Origin of the sequence: Anaerosolibacter sp., from assembly GCF_029240175.1 — a bacterium.
Lineage (GTDB): Bacteria > Bacillota > Clostridia > Peptostreptococcales > Thermotaleaceae > Anaerosolibacter.
The window spans coordinates 13,722-29,587 of sequence record NZ_JARBTM010000021.1 but is presented as its reverse complement, the minus strand read 5'-3'; the positions used below and the strand labels follow the sequence as shown (position 1 = coordinate 29,587).

The 15,866-nt window shown below is 39.4% G+C and carries 13 protein-coding genes; 7 read left to right on the top strand and 6 right to left on the bottom strand.

Annotated elements, in window-relative coordinates; all coding sequences use genetic code 11:
- From nadB to K0R93_RS14980, 4 genes are all read right to left on the bottom strand, one after another.
- Positions 1-1,551 carry an L-aspartate oxidase gene (gene nadB / locus K0R93_RS14995; protein ID WP_300302877.1) on the bottom strand — a complete coding sequence of 517 codons (1,551 nt, stop codon included), beginning with the start codon at positions 1,549-1,551 and terminating at the stop codon, positions 1-3.
- Between the two features lie 13 nt (positions 1,552-1,564).
- Complete coding sequence (nadA, locus tag K0R93_RS14990; RefSeq protein ID WP_300302901.1) at positions 1,565-2,512, bottom strand: quinolinate synthase NadA; 948 nt, start codon at positions 2,510-2,512, stop codon at positions 1,565-1,567.
- 159 nt (positions 2,513-2,671) lie between these two features.
- Positions 2,672-3,205 (bottom strand): transcription repressor NadR, encoded by a 534-nt coding sequence (locus K0R93_RS14985; RefSeq protein ID WP_300302875.1) that lies wholly within the window; start codon positions 3,203-3,205, stop codon positions 2,672-2,674.
- A 152-nt stretch (positions 3,206-3,357) separates the two neighbouring features.
- Positions 3,358-5,436 carry a methyl-accepting chemotaxis protein gene (locus K0R93_RS14980; RefSeq protein WP_300302873.1) on the bottom strand — a complete coding sequence of 693 codons (2,079 nt, stop codon included), beginning with the start codon at positions 5,434-5,436 and terminating at the stop codon, positions 3,358-3,360.
- A gap of 244 nt (positions 5,437-5,680) precedes the next feature.
- Here K0R93_RS14980 and K0R93_RS14975 point away from each other — a divergent pair, with 244 nt between their 5' ends.
- The 4 genes from K0R93_RS14975 (at position 5,681) to K0R93_RS14960 (ending at position 7,890) form a co-directional block, all read left to right on the top strand.
- Positions 5,681-6,319, top strand: a complete 639-nt coding sequence (locus tag K0R93_RS14975) for an accessory gene regulator ArgB-like protein (protein ID WP_300302871.1) — start codon at positions 5,681-5,683, stop codon at positions 6,317-6,319.
- Entirely contained in the window at positions 6,316-6,441 is a 126-nt protein-coding gene (locus K0R93_RS14970) for a cyclic lactone autoinducer peptide (protein ID WP_300302869.1), read from the top strand. The genes K0R93_RS14975 and K0R93_RS14970 overlap by 4 nt, the downstream gene beginning before the upstream one ends.
- 87 nt (positions 6,442-6,528) lie before the next feature.
- Complete coding sequence (locus K0R93_RS14965) at positions 6,529-7,017, top strand: hypothetical protein (protein WP_300302867.1); 489 nt, start codon at positions 6,529-6,531, stop codon at positions 7,015-7,017.
- 9 nt (positions 7,018-7,026) lie between these two features.
- On the top strand, positions 7,027-7,890 hold the full coding sequence (locus K0R93_RS14960) for a sensor histidine kinase (protein ID WP_300302865.1): 864 nt from the start codon (positions 7,027-7,029) through the stop codon (positions 7,888-7,890).
- A 40-nt stretch (positions 7,891-7,930) separates the two neighbouring features.
- Here K0R93_RS14960 and K0R93_RS14955 read toward each other — a convergent pair whose 3' ends face one another.
- Positions 7,931-8,599 carry a GntR family transcriptional regulator gene (locus K0R93_RS14955; RefSeq protein ID WP_300302863.1) on the bottom strand — a complete coding sequence of 223 codons (669 nt, stop codon included), beginning with the start codon at positions 8,597-8,599 and terminating at the stop codon, positions 7,931-7,933.
- A 540-nt stretch (positions 8,600-9,139) separates the two neighbouring features.
- On the opposite strand from K0R93_RS14955, the gene K0R93_RS14950 reads away from it, so the two are divergent.
- The 3 genes from K0R93_RS14950 to argH all read left to right on the top strand — a co-directional run bounded on the left by K0R93_RS14950 (position 9,140) and on the right by argH (position 13,540).
- Positions 9,140-10,597 (top strand): aminoacyl-histidine dipeptidase, encoded by a 1,458-nt coding sequence (locus tag K0R93_RS14950; RefSeq protein WP_300302861.1) that lies wholly within the window; start codon positions 9,140-9,142, stop codon positions 10,595-10,597.
- Positions 10,598-10,931: 334 nt separating this feature from the next.
- A complete protein-coding gene (locus K0R93_RS14945; protein ID WP_300302859.1) occupies positions 10,932-12,167 on the top strand; it encodes an argininosuccinate synthase in 1,236 nt (411 codons plus the stop codon).
- Positions 12,164-13,540 carry an argininosuccinate lyase gene (gene argH, locus K0R93_RS14940; protein ID WP_300302857.1) on the top strand — a complete coding sequence of 459 codons (1,377 nt, stop codon included), beginning with the start codon at positions 12,164-12,166 and terminating at the stop codon, positions 13,538-13,540. Before K0R93_RS14945 ends, argH begins: the two co-directional genes overlap by 4 nt.
- 90 nt (positions 13,541-13,630) lie before the next feature.
- Here the strand turns inward: argH and phnD are convergent, their stop codons facing one another.
- A complete protein-coding gene (gene phnD, locus K0R93_RS14935) occupies positions 13,631-15,544 on the bottom strand; it encodes a phosphate/phosphite/phosphonate ABC transporter substrate-binding protein (RefSeq protein ID WP_300302856.1) in 1,914 nt (637 codons plus the stop codon).
- Positions 15,545-15,866: the final 322 nt, after the last annotated feature.

Sequence of the window (15,866 nt, the reverse complement as noted above, 5' to 3'; positions counted from 1 at the left end):
CTATCCCTCCATCTCATCCTGGCGATAGTGTCCCCCCAGGCTTTCTTTTCTCTTCAGTGCATCTTCGATAATCAATAAGGCAACCGTGATCATATTTTTAAGTTCATAATAAGGAATGGAGTTTTCCCTGTTTTCCTCAAGAACTTCTTTCATCTTGTTTACCTCATTTTGAGCCTGCTTTAAGCCCCTCTCCGTTCGAATAATAGACACGTGTCGATCCATCGTGTCTTTTAACCGATTTTTTAACACAGAAAGCTCTTCCTCTGTCTTTGCTATCTCTACACCTGTATCTATCCACCCAATAGATACAGCTTCTCTAGATCTGTTTTGATTTAGCTTTTCATTGATATCCTCCGCCACTCGTTTTCCAAAAACCAAACCCTCCAGCAGCGAATTACTGGCTAATCGATTGGCTCCATGGACGCCGGTACAAGCACACTCACCACAGGCATATAAGCCCTCAATATTGGTTCTCCCATACTCATCCGTGAGAATTCCACCCATGATATAGTGTTCAGCCGGCGCCACCGGAATCCATTCCTTGGTCATATCGATCCCCGCTTTTAAGCAATGGCTATAAATCGTTGGAAATCTGTGTCGGATAAATGCTTCTCCTTTATGGGTGATATCTAAATACACATGGGATTGATGTGTTTGGATCATCTCCGCAAAAATACTTCGGGCCACAATATCCCGAGGTGCCAAATCCTTAAGCTCATGGTACTTTTCCATAAAGGCTTCTCCTTGGACATTCCTGAGAATTGCTCCTTCACCTCGAACAGCCTCAGAGATTAAAAACTTCTGTCCTGGTGTATCCGTGTACATCGCCGTGGGATGGAACTGTATAAATTCCATATCCTGGATTTCTGCCCCTGCTTCATAGGCCATGGCAATCCCATCACCAGTAGCCACCGATGGGTTGGTAGTGTTTTTATAAATTTGACCCACTCCCCCAGTGGCGAAAACGATACAATGGGCCTGATAAATTATTTGCTCTTCATCCTTGTTTATAGCCGCAATACCAATCAATCCTTTTGGTGACATCATTAGCCGAGTAGCCCATACATACTCTTGTACCTGAATATTCCTTCGTCGATGAATTTCTTTACCAAGTCCTCGAATGATCTCCCTGCCCGTGGCATCTTTCGCATGGAGTACCCTCCGCTTGCTGTGGCCGCCCTCCCTGGTCACTAGGAGCTTTCCCTCTTCATCCCGATCAAGATCCACCCCATACCGCAGGAGCCTTTCAATATTTACAGGTGCTTCCTCAATCAGTATTCGGGTATGCTCCCGATGATTATGATAGGCCCCTGCTTTCATAGTATCCTCATAGTGGGCTTCAAAGTCGTCGGCAGGACTCACACAGGCAGCAATACCACCTTGGGCTAGGTTGCTATTGTTCATCTCAAGGGCTGTCTTAGTGAGCACTGTAACCCTATAGCTTTCGTTGATATTTAAAGCCGTATATAGTCCCGCAATGCCTGTTCCTATGATAATCACATCACTTCGGACTACATTGCCCAGTTTCTCTGTCTGCACCTTATCTTTCATGATCCTATTCTCCTTAGCTTAGTTCCAACATTCTTTCCAAACATCCTAGGGCTCTTTGGCGAATTTCTTCATCCACTGTGATTTCATGCTGCTCATGGAGGAGTGCTTTATAAATATCTGGTAAGGATGTCTTCTTCATATTGAAGCAGGTAAGCCCTGGCGAAAGAAGATAAAACTTCTTGTCTGGGTTTTCATTTCTCAGCTTGTGCATTACCCCCATCTCTGTTCCAATAACAAAAGTTTTACATTCTGAGGTTTTGGCATAGTTGATGATCTCTGAAGTACTGCCTACAAAATCAGCCATCTCCACCACATTCGGAGAGCATTCTGGATGAATGAGCAGCTTTGCCTCAGGATGCTGCTTTCTTACGTTTTCTACCTCAGAGGTTCTAACCCTGTGATGGGTAATACAGAAGCCCTCCCAGGAAATCACTTCTTTTTCCGGTACTTGCTTTCCTATATAGTGACCTAGGTTCTGATCAGGCACAAACAATACTTTATCTGCTTTCATATTTTTTACTATCTTCACAGCGTTGGCTGAGGTACAGCAGATATCGCTCTCGGCCTTAACTTCCGCCGATGAATTTACATAGCACACAACAGGGATTTCTGGGTATTCTTTTTTAAAAGCCCGGAGCTGGTCTGCGTCAATCATATCGGCCATGGGACAGCCAGCATCATAAACAGGCAAAAGTACCTTCTTATCGGGTGAAAGTATCTTTGCACTCTCCGCCATAAAATGAACACCACTGAAAACAATGATATCCGCATCTGTTTTTGCTGCTTCCTGGCTAAGTTTTAATGAATCTCCTACGATATCCGCAATATCTTGGATTTCTGGGATTTGATAATTATGGGCAAGGATAATTGCATTTTTTTCTTTCTTTAGCCTTTCAATTTCTTGAATCATTTCTTTTTCATTCATCATGGCTTTCTCCTTTTTCCTGTCATTTCGTCTTATCTTTTATAGGTTTTCCATTTCCCTAAGAAAGTATTTTCTTGACGTATATTGTTTGATATTTAACACATTTAACCTGTTATTACATCTGTCTTGTCACCTGATAAAAAAAATATAACAAATCTTTTTGCTTTATGCAACCATTAAGATTTGTACATTTATTTATAGCTCTTTTTCTATTTCTTTCACAAAAAACCCTTTTTCCTTTAATCCCTCTATCATCCGTTGAAAAGCGCGGTCACTGGGGATCTCCAAGGTATGCATATGTTCTCCCCCTGTTAATGCCGATAAAGGCTCTGCTTTGTCTTTTCGTACGTTTCTCATAAAATCCTCCACATCCATGCGGGAACCAATATTGAGAGATTTTCGAATCTTTCCATATAGGGGATGATGAACAATTACATCGATAATCTTGATACCTGCATCCACCATGATGGTCAGTTCTTGTTCCATTTCATCATACCCACCATGTTTACACAGAATACTTTTTAGGTAGCCTGTACTTTCTTTTTCTCCTGGAATCATATAACCGTTAGGAGTTGCCAAAACTTGATATCCTTGGGCTCGAATCAAAGCTATATCTTGGACGATTACCTGACGGCTTACCTGAAAATTTTTTGAAAGCTCTGACCCTGTTATAGGTTCTCCACGCTTCTTCAGCATTTCGATAATCTGCTGACGCCTTGTCTCTGCCATCGTCTTTTCTTCTTCCTTTCTATCCTTGAAGTACAACATTTTATATTTATTCTACCACAATCTATATTGTATGTGGATACCTTGGTTTTATATCCATTAACCGTTCCTATATAAATATAAACTAGCCCGGTCACACCGGGCTAGTTTGCACTTTAGCTTAGTTTAAATGCTCTAATGGCATCATCTAATTTTTTAGACATTTGGTTCATTTCTTCAGCCAGTAGGCTCATTTGGCCCGTAGCATTGTTTTGCTCCTCAGTGGCTGCTGATACCTCCTGAGATGCTGCTGCCGTTTCTTCCGATACAGCAGATACATTTTCAATCACTGCCAATACGTTGCTTCTGCTTTCCATCACACGTTCTAGACTCGCTGTAATCTTGTTAATCTGATCTACCACATGCTCAATTCCCTGGTCAATATCACCGAAGGTCTCCTTTGTGTGGCGTACTGCCTCATTTTGTGCGTGAACAACAATTTCTGCAGTCTTCATTGTTTCTTGGGCAAGCTTTACATCTTCCTGAATGGTCAAGATGATATCCTTTACACTATTGCTGGATTGTGCAGTACTTTCTGCCAGCTTTCTCACTTCCTCTGCTACGACGGCAAAACCTCTTCCTGCTTCTCCCGCCCTAGCGGCTTCTATGGCTGCGTTAAGGGCTAAGAGATTGGTCTGCTCGGATATTGCCGTGATGGTCTCTACAATATTGCCGATCGTATTTGCTTTATTGCTCAAACTGCTAACCACATCCGAAACCTTATTGGATACTTTATTGCTTTCCTCCGTCTTACCTTCCAATACTTTAACAGCCTCTAGCCCCTTATGATTTACAGTATAAACATGGTTGGAAGAATCCTTACTTTCCTCAATATGCTGCGCCATGATCTCCAGCTCTTTTGACAGGGTATGGGCTGCCATAGCACCAGCCTCTGCATCCCTTGCCTGATCGTTTGCACCCCTGGCAACTTCTGAAATGGTTCTCGATACCTCCTCAATAGATCTAGCAGTCTCCTTGGTTGTAGCACTTACCATATCAGAGGTTGCTGATACCTGTTGAGAGGTTACACCTATGCTTTGAATCAAGTTGGTCATTCCTTGTATCATGGTATTAAAGCTGTGGCTTAGTTTTCCCAATTCATCTTTACTGCTATATCGACTTTGTACTGTTAGATCCCCATGGGAAGCACTATCCATTAATATCATTAACTGCTGAATCGGCTTGGTAATCGCACCGGATGTGAAGTAGGTCCCTATAACAACGAGGAAAATAAGGCCTGTTGCAACAAGTATATTTCTTTTCTGGATATCCTTCACAAATGCCATGGCACTGGATTTCTTCTGCACAGTGATTACAGCCCAAGGATCGGATTCCCCAGGAAGCTGAATGGTTTGATATGCACTGATGACAGTATCTCCGGCTCCATCCACATATTCTTCTACACCAGTTTCTCCGCCCAATGCTTTTTCCGTTATTTCCTTTAATTTTTCCGGTACTTCAATATCCTGTTCCTCTGTCTTTTCGTTCCCTTTCTCATCCTTTAATACACTTCCACTGCTATCTTTCATTTGTACTGTCTTTTTCATTGTCTTATAATTATAGAGTTCCTTTACTTGGGCTTGCTCTGGGTGGGCAATTACGGTTCCTTCCCCATCAATCACATACACATATTGATCTTGCCCCGTACTAAATTTTTCAACCATCCCTTGGAGGGCATCTAACTTGATATCGGAACCCATAACCCCCATGAATTGACCATTCTGATAAATGGGCAGAATGACAGAGGTCACTGCCGTATTCCCTGATAGAGAATAATAGGATTTACTGACAAAGGGTTTTTTATCTTCCATGATCTGAATAAACCACCATCGGTTTGAACGGTCCCCTAGATTACCCGTTGAGCGGGCAGTCTGCATACCATCGGTACCCTGGATATATAGGAGATCGAAGTAGGGATGTCTCTGAATCACATCGGTGAGAACCTTTACCTGCTCTTCTCCAACAAAGCTTGTTACACTGCCGTGATGGGCAATTTCCTCGGTTGTACTGTATGCTTTATCTATGAAAGCGTTTACATTTCCCGCAATGGCATTGGCAACAGTCTTTCCATTTTCCTCAATATAATTCTGAAAATCCTTAGAAATAAAATAATGACTGATAATATTGGATGCAACAAATGGTAAAAGAATCATGATGAGTGTAATAATGATGAGTTTGCTTCGTAGTGTCCTCATTTACATTTCTCCTTTTGTGGTTTGTAGATTCACCCTTTACAATTCTACATCATTCGTCAATTTCCTGCATTCGTCCAGTCCTGTTTTATCCCTATTTATATAATTAGTCCTGAATACCTAGAAGGTTTTTTACATCCTATGTCGAACATTATATTGTGCAAGTTGTATCATGTTAAATTTAGTCATTCTCATATCCGTTGTTCCTTCTGTAAAAGCTTTCATAAACAAAAGGAGACTTGGACCTATGGAGAAGATAATTCATCATACGCTGAATATGTATAAGAATAATTTGGCTATTGACCAAGGCCAAGAAGCTATTTTAAAATATGGTATTTATTTGGCCTATACTTATGTTTTGGGTTTTTGTGCTTCTCTCATTCTTGCTCAAATCCTAGGTATTTTTTCGTCTGTTCTTGTACTTCTTATAGCGATTTCTACCTTTAGAAATTTTTCTGGCGGTGCCCATTGTGCATCTATGGTTAATTGTATTGTTTTTAGTGCGGTTACAGCCAATTTCCTCGCCTTGTTTTCAAAGCTTCTTGCCGTTGATCCAATTGGTATGGGGCTTATCACCCTTGGAATCTTTATCTTTGCCTTGTGGGCAGTTTATACCTATGCACCTGCCGATACACCTGCTAAGCCTATTACTTCTGTTACCAAAAGAAAGCGTTTAAGAACTCGTTCTTATTGGGTATTAATATTTGGGTTTGCTATGAATTTAAGCTGGTATTTATATTTTGGTACGATTCACCATCTGATTTTTACTTCATCCATTGGCATCCTTTGGCAGAGTATATCCCTGACCAAATTTGGCTATAGGCTCTACAATGCTTTTGATGCAGTATTTAGCAGATTATTTTTGAAAGGAGGAAACTACTTATGATGAGAAAATTATTACAATTATCCGTAGCCATTCTTACTTTCTTCGCATTTACCAGCGCAGCATCTGCATGTACTATTTTAGGCTATCAGCCTGAACTACCAGAACAACTAAAAGATATGTAGTAAATAGAAAAATAGCAAAGCTATTGAATACTTTGCTATTTTTCTGTTTATTACTTTAATACATTTTATTTTGGAGGGAAAAATTTTATGGCAATAATAGAAACATTGGTTCTCTTTTTCATAGAAGGATTTTTAATCCTAGGAGCGGGTCTAGGTGCTTTGGGCATTCGGCTTAACCTACGGCATATGGGCGTATTATCTTTTCTATACACATTGGTCACCTATGGTACGCGGTCCCTTTATAAGCTATATGAGATTCCATTTGGCACCCATACCTTTATCATCCTTGGTATTTTTGCCCTTCTTATTGTTTTCCTTGGAAAACAAAAATTCTTGGATAGTATCCTTTCACAGATTATCGGTTTATCTCTGATGTTATTGGGTGAAAGCTTTTTCCTTTTTCCCATATTAAATTTTCTCAATACAGACCTTGCTTCATTAATGGCTAAAACAGGGGGTACCCTTATATTAGGTTGTTTTGTGTATCTTCCTCTCATCATTACTTTTGTCCTCTGCTATGTTTTAAAGTTTACCGTGATCAATATGAATCACTTTAAAAATGTACATAGATTGTAGGGATATACCATGAAATTATATACCAAGGCATACATTTTAATCATTCTCATACTTATACAAAGCCTAGCTGTAATTTTACTAACCAATCAAATGTTTATCAACATGGTAGAAGGGCTGCTTGCCTTTGATAAATACTCTTATCCCGTGGCTATTATTTTGAATATTTTGGCAGTTAGTGCTTTTTTCTCCATTTATTTTATCTTGCGTTTTCTTCATATCGAGAGGGAGTCTATCATAAAGCTAAACCACTCCCAAGAAGTTATTGATGCCCTCCATGGACAAAAACATGATTTTAATAATCATCTTAACTTGATTGCAGGAATGCTGCAGGTTGGACAAACGAAAAGAGCTTTAGAATATGTCTTTGATGTATCCCAGCGGGTAGATGAAGTTTTTTCGATTTCCAAAATTAAAAATATCGAGATTGCTGCTACCTTAAGCAGAAAGTGCGCCATTGCAGAAAGCAAAGGCATCATTGTAGAGATGGATATCTCCACCTCCTTAGAAAATCTAAAGATGGATCCCATCGAGTTATGTAAAATACTATTCAATCTTTTGGACAATGCCATCTATGAGCTGGAGCATAGTAAGCAGGAGGAAAAAATCCTAACCATCGATATTTCCGATCATGATCAAATGTATTGTATTGCCATTGGAAATTCCTATCCCATTTTGTCATCATCCATGTATGATAAAATTTTCCAACCTAGATACACCACCAAAGCTGGTGATGGTCATGGCTATGGCCTGAGCATTGTTAAACAAATCATTGAAAAAAATAAAGCCAAAATCACGGTAGAAAGCTACGAGGATGTAGGTACCATTTTTACAGTATTCTTGCCACAATCACAAACAGAACAAAAGCGTATATAAATAGTCAAGCTATCTATACACGCTTTTTATGTTTATCTTATTATGTAGCCATGTTTTCTACATTTCTTTTTGAGTTGGTTACATGCATGGTAAGGGCTTTTTCAGCTCTTTCCTTATCTCTGCTTAAAAATGCATCTAAAATTTCCTTATGCTCCTGCAATGCATGCTGCATCCTGCCTTCAATCTCAAGAGACTTTTTCCTAGACTGCTTCATGTAATATTGAAAATCCTTTAGCACCTGCTCTAGATATCTACTCTTTGTTGCCTTATAGATCGTTTCGTGAAACCTCGTATTCTGCTCTGCAAATTTATCCAAGTCTTTTTTAAAGGTATAGAACTCCATCAATTCATAGATTTCCTTTAAATCCTCCAACTCTTGATCCGTAATTCGATCCACAGCCCAAGTAGCAGCAATTCCTTCAATGGCTCTACGAATGGTAAAAATATCTTGTATATCCTGCTTTGTAATTCCCTTCACCATCACACCACGATTTGGAATATTTTCTACAATCCCGTCTAACTCCAGCTGTTTTAATGCTTCTCTTACCGGCGTACGGCTGACGCCAAGTTCCTCAGCTAATTTTGCTTCAACCAGCTTTTCTCCCTCAGCATATTTTCCATGTAATATATCATCTCTAATGACGTTAAATATCTTCGATGTCAAGGACAATCTCCCTACATTATCCTCGTTCAGCAGATCCCTTCCCATAATACCCTCCATGTACATCATAATATTTTACCTACCAGTAGTGTTATCCAGGCTGGTAGGCAAACGCATTCCTTATAAGCTCATTTTATTATAAAAACATAGTAATGTCAATGTATACAAGAGTGCTGTAATACATTCTCAAATCTGCATTACAAAGTGCATTCACTTGCACAGGTGACATCTTATGGCATATCTCCTCACAATACCCTCATCTCCAGCTCACCATCCATATTTCCCATTTTATACGAATGCTATACGTTTCTATCCATAAGAAAAGTAACAGTTAAAGATGTTGTTTTCTAAAAACAATTGAAACATTTTATCTAGTATACTTCAGATTTCTCTCGTTTTTTTCTTTTCCTTGCAAATTTAACGATCAAATATTTTTTCCACAGAAGGAAACGCTAAAATTTTGTAGAATGACTATTGTTGGAAGCACATAATTTACTTTACATATATTATTTTATTTAACTGTACATATTAAAAGACAATATTCGTTGTATGGCTTCTAAACCTATACCATTGGAAAGGATGATTTTCGTGAGTCTATCTATTCATCAATTGAAACCCCAGTCTGTTTTTTATTACTTTGAAGAAATATCTAAAATCCCCCATGGCTCTGGCAATGAAAAAGCAATCAGTGATTATTTGGTGGCTTTTGCAAAACAACATCATCTTGAAGTAATCCAAGATGCTGCCATGAACATTATCATAAAAAAAGCAGCTTCCCCTGGCTATGAAAATGCCCCTACAGTAATTATCCAAGGGCATATGGACATGGTGTGCGAAAAGAACAAAGATACTGTCCATGATTTTGAAAATGATCCCCTTCAATTAAGAATCATCGATGATATGCTTTACGCTACCAATACCACACTAGGTGCGGATAACGGTATCGCCATCGCTTATGCATTGGCTATTTTAGCTGCCACGGATATTCCTCATCCTGCCTTAGAAGTTTTGATTACTACCGAAGAGGAAACTGGCATGGGCGGTGCCATGGCCATAGATCCATCCCATCTAAAAGGCAGTATCCTCATCAATATTGATTCTGAAGAAGAGGGCCATCTACTGGTAAGCTGTGCAGGAGGGGTTAGAACCAAGCATATTCTACCGATTGTCTGGGAAGATATCCAAGAAAATGCAGTTATTTATGCCATTCGTATCCGAGGTTTGAAAGGCGGCCATTCTGGCATGGAGATCGATAAGGGCCGCGGCAATGCCAACAAGCTTATGGGTAGAATTTTAAATGACTTATCCACGGTTTGCAGCTTTCAAATCATTGATATCAATGGCGGATCAAAAATGAATGCTATCCCTAGAGAATGTGACGTACTTTTCGCTGTGGCTCCAGGTACTGAAGAGGTATTAAAAGCTAAGGTTGAAGAATGGGGTCTCCTTCTAAAAAATGAACTGAGGACTTCAGATCCTGATGTTTTTATACAACTAGATGAATTGAATCGTGCTATACAAAGAGTTTTCTCTCCTGATACAACCTATAAAGCCATTGCCTCATTGGTACTGATTCCCAATGGTGTTCAAACAATGAGTATGGATATCCCAGGCCTTGTGGAAAGCTCCACCAACTTAGGCGTAGTCACAACGGATCAAGAGGTAATACGATTTGAAAGCGCAATCCGAAGCTCCGTCAAAAGCTTAAAATATAAGATATTAAATGAAGCCAAAATGGTTGCCAAAATCCTGGATTGTGAATTAAAAGCCGATTCAGATTATCCTGAATGGTCCTACAATCCTGATTCCAAGATTCGTCCTCTATTTCAGAAAGTATATGAAGAAAAGTATGGCAAAGAAGCCAAAATCATCGCAATCCACGCTGGTGTAGAGTGCGGTCTCTTTAAAGAAAAAATGGAGCATTTGGATATGATCTCCTTTGGCCCAAATATGTATGATGTGCATACACCCAATGAGCATCTTAGTATCTCTTCTACTGAACGTACATGGGATTATCTATTGGCGGTGTTGAAAGAAATTAAATAATTTTATTTGCAATAACCCTTAAGAATGGTCATTCTACGTGGAACAGATCAAATACTTAAGGGTTTTGTTTTTATATACGCATATATGTATATTTATTATAATTCTTTAAATTTTCCCTTTCTTATATTTTTCTTGATTCTACCTTCATTTAGTATCCTTGTCCATGTTTATCCTATGTGTACGTATAATCTATCCAACCTAAGGTCTCACTAAATAAATTATCCCGAAAAAATTTTTGTATTTTTATAAATTATTTTGCATATTTATATTGCATAATCATACAGTTTTGCTATAATAGGAATTAAGAAATTTTCATATTTAGGAGGTTAGGATTATGGAAAAACAAAAAGTAGTATTGGCATACTCCGGAGGACTGGACACTTCCGTTATACTTAAATGGTTAGAGGAAAACTATGGCTATGAAGTTATCGCGGTATGCGTGGATGTTGGGCAAGAAGAGGATCTAGCAGCAGTAGAGAAAAAAGCTCTTTCCACAGGGGCTTCTAAAGCCTATGTGGTAGACGTGACGAAAGAATTTATTACAGACTATGTTTTCCCAACCTTAAAGGCTGGCGCTGTTTATGAAGATGATTATCTATTGGGTACATCCTTTGCAAGACCATTGATCGCTAAGAAATTGGTTGAAATTGCAGAGAAAGAAGGCGCTGTAGCCATTGCCCACGGCGCAACAGGTAAGGGAAATGATCAAGTTCGTTTTGAAGCAACCATTAAGGCGTTAAATCCTTTCTTAAAGGTCATTGCACCTTGGAGAATCTGGAACCTGAAATCCAGAGAGGATTGTATTGATTATGCTGTGAAGCATAATATTCCGATCCCTGTTACCAAGAAAGATCCGTACAGTCGTGATCGAAACATATGGCATTTGAGCCACGAGGGCGGGAATTTAGAAAGTCCTTGGAATGAGCACGACAGCAGTATTTATATGATGGGTGTAGCCCCAGAAAAAGCACCTGATACACCCGCTTACGTAGAAGTTGAATTTGAAAAAGGCATCCCTACAGCTGTAAATGGCATTGCTTATGATCCTGTAGAGATGATCCATGCTTTAAACAAAATTGGCGGCGCCCATGGTGTGGGGATTATTGATATTGTTGAAAATCGATTGGTAGGTATGAAGTCCAGAGGTGTTTATGAAACGCCTGGTGGTACCATCCTATATGAAGCCCACAAATCATTGGAAAAGTTAACTTTGGACCGATCCACCATGAGCTTCAAAAAGACTGTATCAGAAAAGTATGCCCAATTGGTTTACGATGGTCTATGGTTCACACCCCTTAAAGATGCATTAGATCAGTTTGTAGACAGCACCCAAGAATATGTTACAGGTAAAGTAAAATTAAAATTATATAAAGGTACATGTAAAGCTGTAGCCACAGCTTCGCCATATTCTCTATACAACGAAGAGTTTGTTACATTCGGTGAGGATCATGTTTACAATCAAAAAGATGCTGAGGGTTTCATTAATCTATTTGCCCTTCCGTTGACCATTCGATCTCTTATGAAGTTCGAAAATGAAAAGAAGGCAAAGAAAGAGAAAAAAGCCATATGAAGCTATGGGGCGGAAGATTTGCCAAAAGCACCGCTTCCCTTGTAGACAGCTTCAATGCCTCCATCGAATTTGACCAAAAGTTGTATAAACATGATATCCTAGGCAGCATGGCCCACGCAAAGATGCTGGGCAAATGTAACATTATCACCACTGAAGAATCTCAACTCATTATCGATGGTCTTCAAGCCATCCTTGGGGATATCGAGGGCGGGTTGGTTACCTTTCAAATCGAATATGAAGATATTCATATGAACATTGAAAAACTTCTGATTGATCGTATCGGAGATGTTGGCAAGAAACTCCATACAGCTAGAAGCAGAAATGACCAAGTAGCTGTGGATATCCGCCTCTATCTTCGAGAAGAAATTGAAGAAATCTGTGGATTACTCAAGAACTTGTTAACAACTTTAAAGGATCTTGGTACTATCCATAAAGATACTGTAATGCCTGGGTATACGCATCTTCAAAGAGCCCAGCCAGTTACTTTTGGATACCATATGATGGCATATTTTCAAATTTTTAAGCGAGATTTGGCTAGACTCCATGACTGTTATGAGCGGGTAAATATCATGCCCCTTGGCGCTGGTGCCTTGGCAGGTACTACCTATGAAACAGATCGACAATTCCTAGCCCAGCAATTGGGATTCAGTGATATATGCCAAAATTCCATGGACGCCGTCAGCGATCGAGATTTTGCCATTGAATTTATCAGTGACGCTTCCATCATGATGATGCACCTCAGCAGATTTTGTGAGGAGCTTATCCTTTGGAGCTCTGCGGAGTTTCACTTCATAGAGATGGATGATGCCTATAGTACGGGGAGCAGTATCATGCCCCAAAAGAAAAACCCTGATGTGGCCGAGCTGATCCGTGGGAAAACTGGTAGAATCTATGGGAACCTCATGAACATATTGACCATCATGAAGGGACTGCCATTGGCTTATAATAAGGATATGCAGGAAGATAAGCCTCCCTTGTTTGATACTGTGGAAAATCTTAAAGATTGTCTGGTGATTTTCAATGAAATGTTAAAAACCACGACCATCCAAAAGGATCAGATGAAGAAGGCAACAAAAGAAGGCTTTATGAATGCTACCGACGTGGCTGACTACCTGGTAAAGAAGGGCGTTCCCTTCCGAAGCTCCCATGAAATTGTGGGCAAAATGGTGCTCCACTGTATTCAGCACGGAAAAGCCATAGATGATTTATCCTTAGATGAATTCATTAGCTTTTCCCCTGTATTTACTGAAGATATTCTAGAAATCATAAAGATTGAAAACTGCATTGCCTCCAAAGTATCTTACGGCTCTACAGCCAAAGGAAGCATTGATACCATGATTCAGCAAGCAGAGGATTTTCTTTCCGATATATAATGTTTCTTCCCCAAAACAAGGGTACAGACGTTTCTGTACCCTTGCCCCTTTTTTGCTATCTCTAACTTCATGGTCATTCATTTCATGATATTAGCCAGACACCTTTCGAATCACATCATAATACCCATCGTTGTTTTCAATAAAATCTGTAAAGATAGAATTGACAAATAACGTTTTTCCCTTCTCCGTGTTTTTAAGGTTCAAAAATGCTTCTTTTAATTGCTGCTTCTTATGGCTATCCATTTTGGAATTCACAGCAATTGCATCGGCTGGTATAGGCTCTGTTTTTGCCAGGATATGTAGCTGCTGAGTAGGTAGACCTGCATTTTTAGCAACCTGGATTCCCACATCGTAGGTGGCGCCTCCATCCACATCTCCATGCAATACCGCTTCAATGACTTTATTATGACTTCCTAAATACTGCACCTGCTTGAACATCCTATCAGCATTCAAATGATTTTCTTTTAATATATATCTTGGGTAAACATACCCTGATGTGGATTTTTCATCCACATAACCAAAAATCTTACTGCTTAAATCTTTTAGATTGAGAATACCATTGTTCTTCTTTGTAACAATACACCCATGATAGAAGGGTTGTCCATTGATGACTGCCATAGCAATGGGCTCTGCTTTGGTTTTTCCTCGGGCATTTACATAGGCGAAAGGGGAAAACCAGCCTACATCAATAATATTGTTAGCCATAGCCTCTGCCAGTGCATTATAATCCTGTACAATAATAGTTCTAGCCTTTAATCCTGCCTGCCTGGCAGCTTCGTTAATAATATCAAAGTATTGCTTACGCAGCTCTGGAGAAGCAATGGGATTGATTCCAAAAAAAACTTCCTTATCACTCTTATATTGGACAGCCGTTTTCTGCAAATCATAGGAGCAGATGCCCAATTCTTGTGCCAAGATCGCTATTTCCTTATTATTCTTTAGTTGATTTACGATAGATTCCATGGTTTTATTACTAACACCCATGGAGTCACTGGCGGCATCAGAGACTTCTTTGATGGATACAGCAATCTGCTCTCCCATCTTTCCCTGTCCATCGGTAGATTCAAAAACCACCTCTAGGGCATGGCAAATATCCTTAAGCTGATGTTCAATCTCATCCATGGCTTCAGCTGCCCTTTTAGAAACTTCTTCCACACCTGATATTTTATTTAGATTCCCCTCAAAGCTTTTATTGATACTTTCAATGGTATTTGTGATAGAACCTACCCCTGCTTTCATTTCATTGGTCAGTTGCGTACTCTCATCGGATAACTTCCTAATTTCATCTGCTACCACAGAGAATCCTTTTCCAGTGTCTCCAGCCCTGGCAGCTTCAATGGCAGCATTCAGTGCCAACAAATTCGTCTGCTTCGCAATATTCTCTATATTTCCAAGGAAAATACCCATTTGTTTTGTAATCGGCTGGAGTACCTCCATATTTATGGCAGATAATCTTATTTCCTTGGCCATCTCCAGAAGAAAATGATTTGAATGCTGGATGGTATCCTTGCTTTTTTGAATTAATTTCATGGAGGCATTTGAGGAGATCAACATATTTTGTGCTTGATTTGTACCTATCTGAGATGCTGCTGCCCATTGTTGAATACTAGCATTCACATCATTTGTCACCTTTACCATTTGTTGAATATTTCCCAGCATATTTTTGGCAAGGTTTTCTAGGTGACATGCGTCCTCTGTATTCTTATGGGATAAATTAATCAGGTTTTGTGCATTCATTGCTACTTTTTCAGAAACCTCCAGGATGTTGTTATCCGTTTTTTCTTCTTTCCCAATACTGGAAGCCTTTAGATTATTTATTTGTCCTTCTGTTTGTCTCAAAGGTCTTTGTACAAAGGAAAATAACCCATAAAAAATACTTTGTCCCAACAACAAAATCAGGAGAATTGTGGGCATTTTTGAGGATAATCCTATCCCCTCTATTGCCCAAGATAAAAATATATTTAAAACAACCGTAGCTACTAAGACAATTATTCTCTTATTCATATATTCCCTCCTTCCTTGTGGTTACTTTTGTCTATAGCAATGTATATGCCAAATACCCGCAATCTCTTTTATAGTCTATCGATTTTTTGACAAAAACTGATTATTAGACCCATAAGATGCCACTTTCCTCTTTTTCTACTGCGTATATGCCTATGTTTCTTTGTGTATTTGTTCCTTTGTTCCCAGCAGTTTTGATATTTTTTCCCAATTCATTGGTTTTTTTTATAATATTTTGGTGTTTTTTCCCATAAAAAATGCATCTAACGACGCCTTCGCTAGGGGAACCTAGTTCCCCTTCGACGGCTGCTAAGCAGCCTGAGTA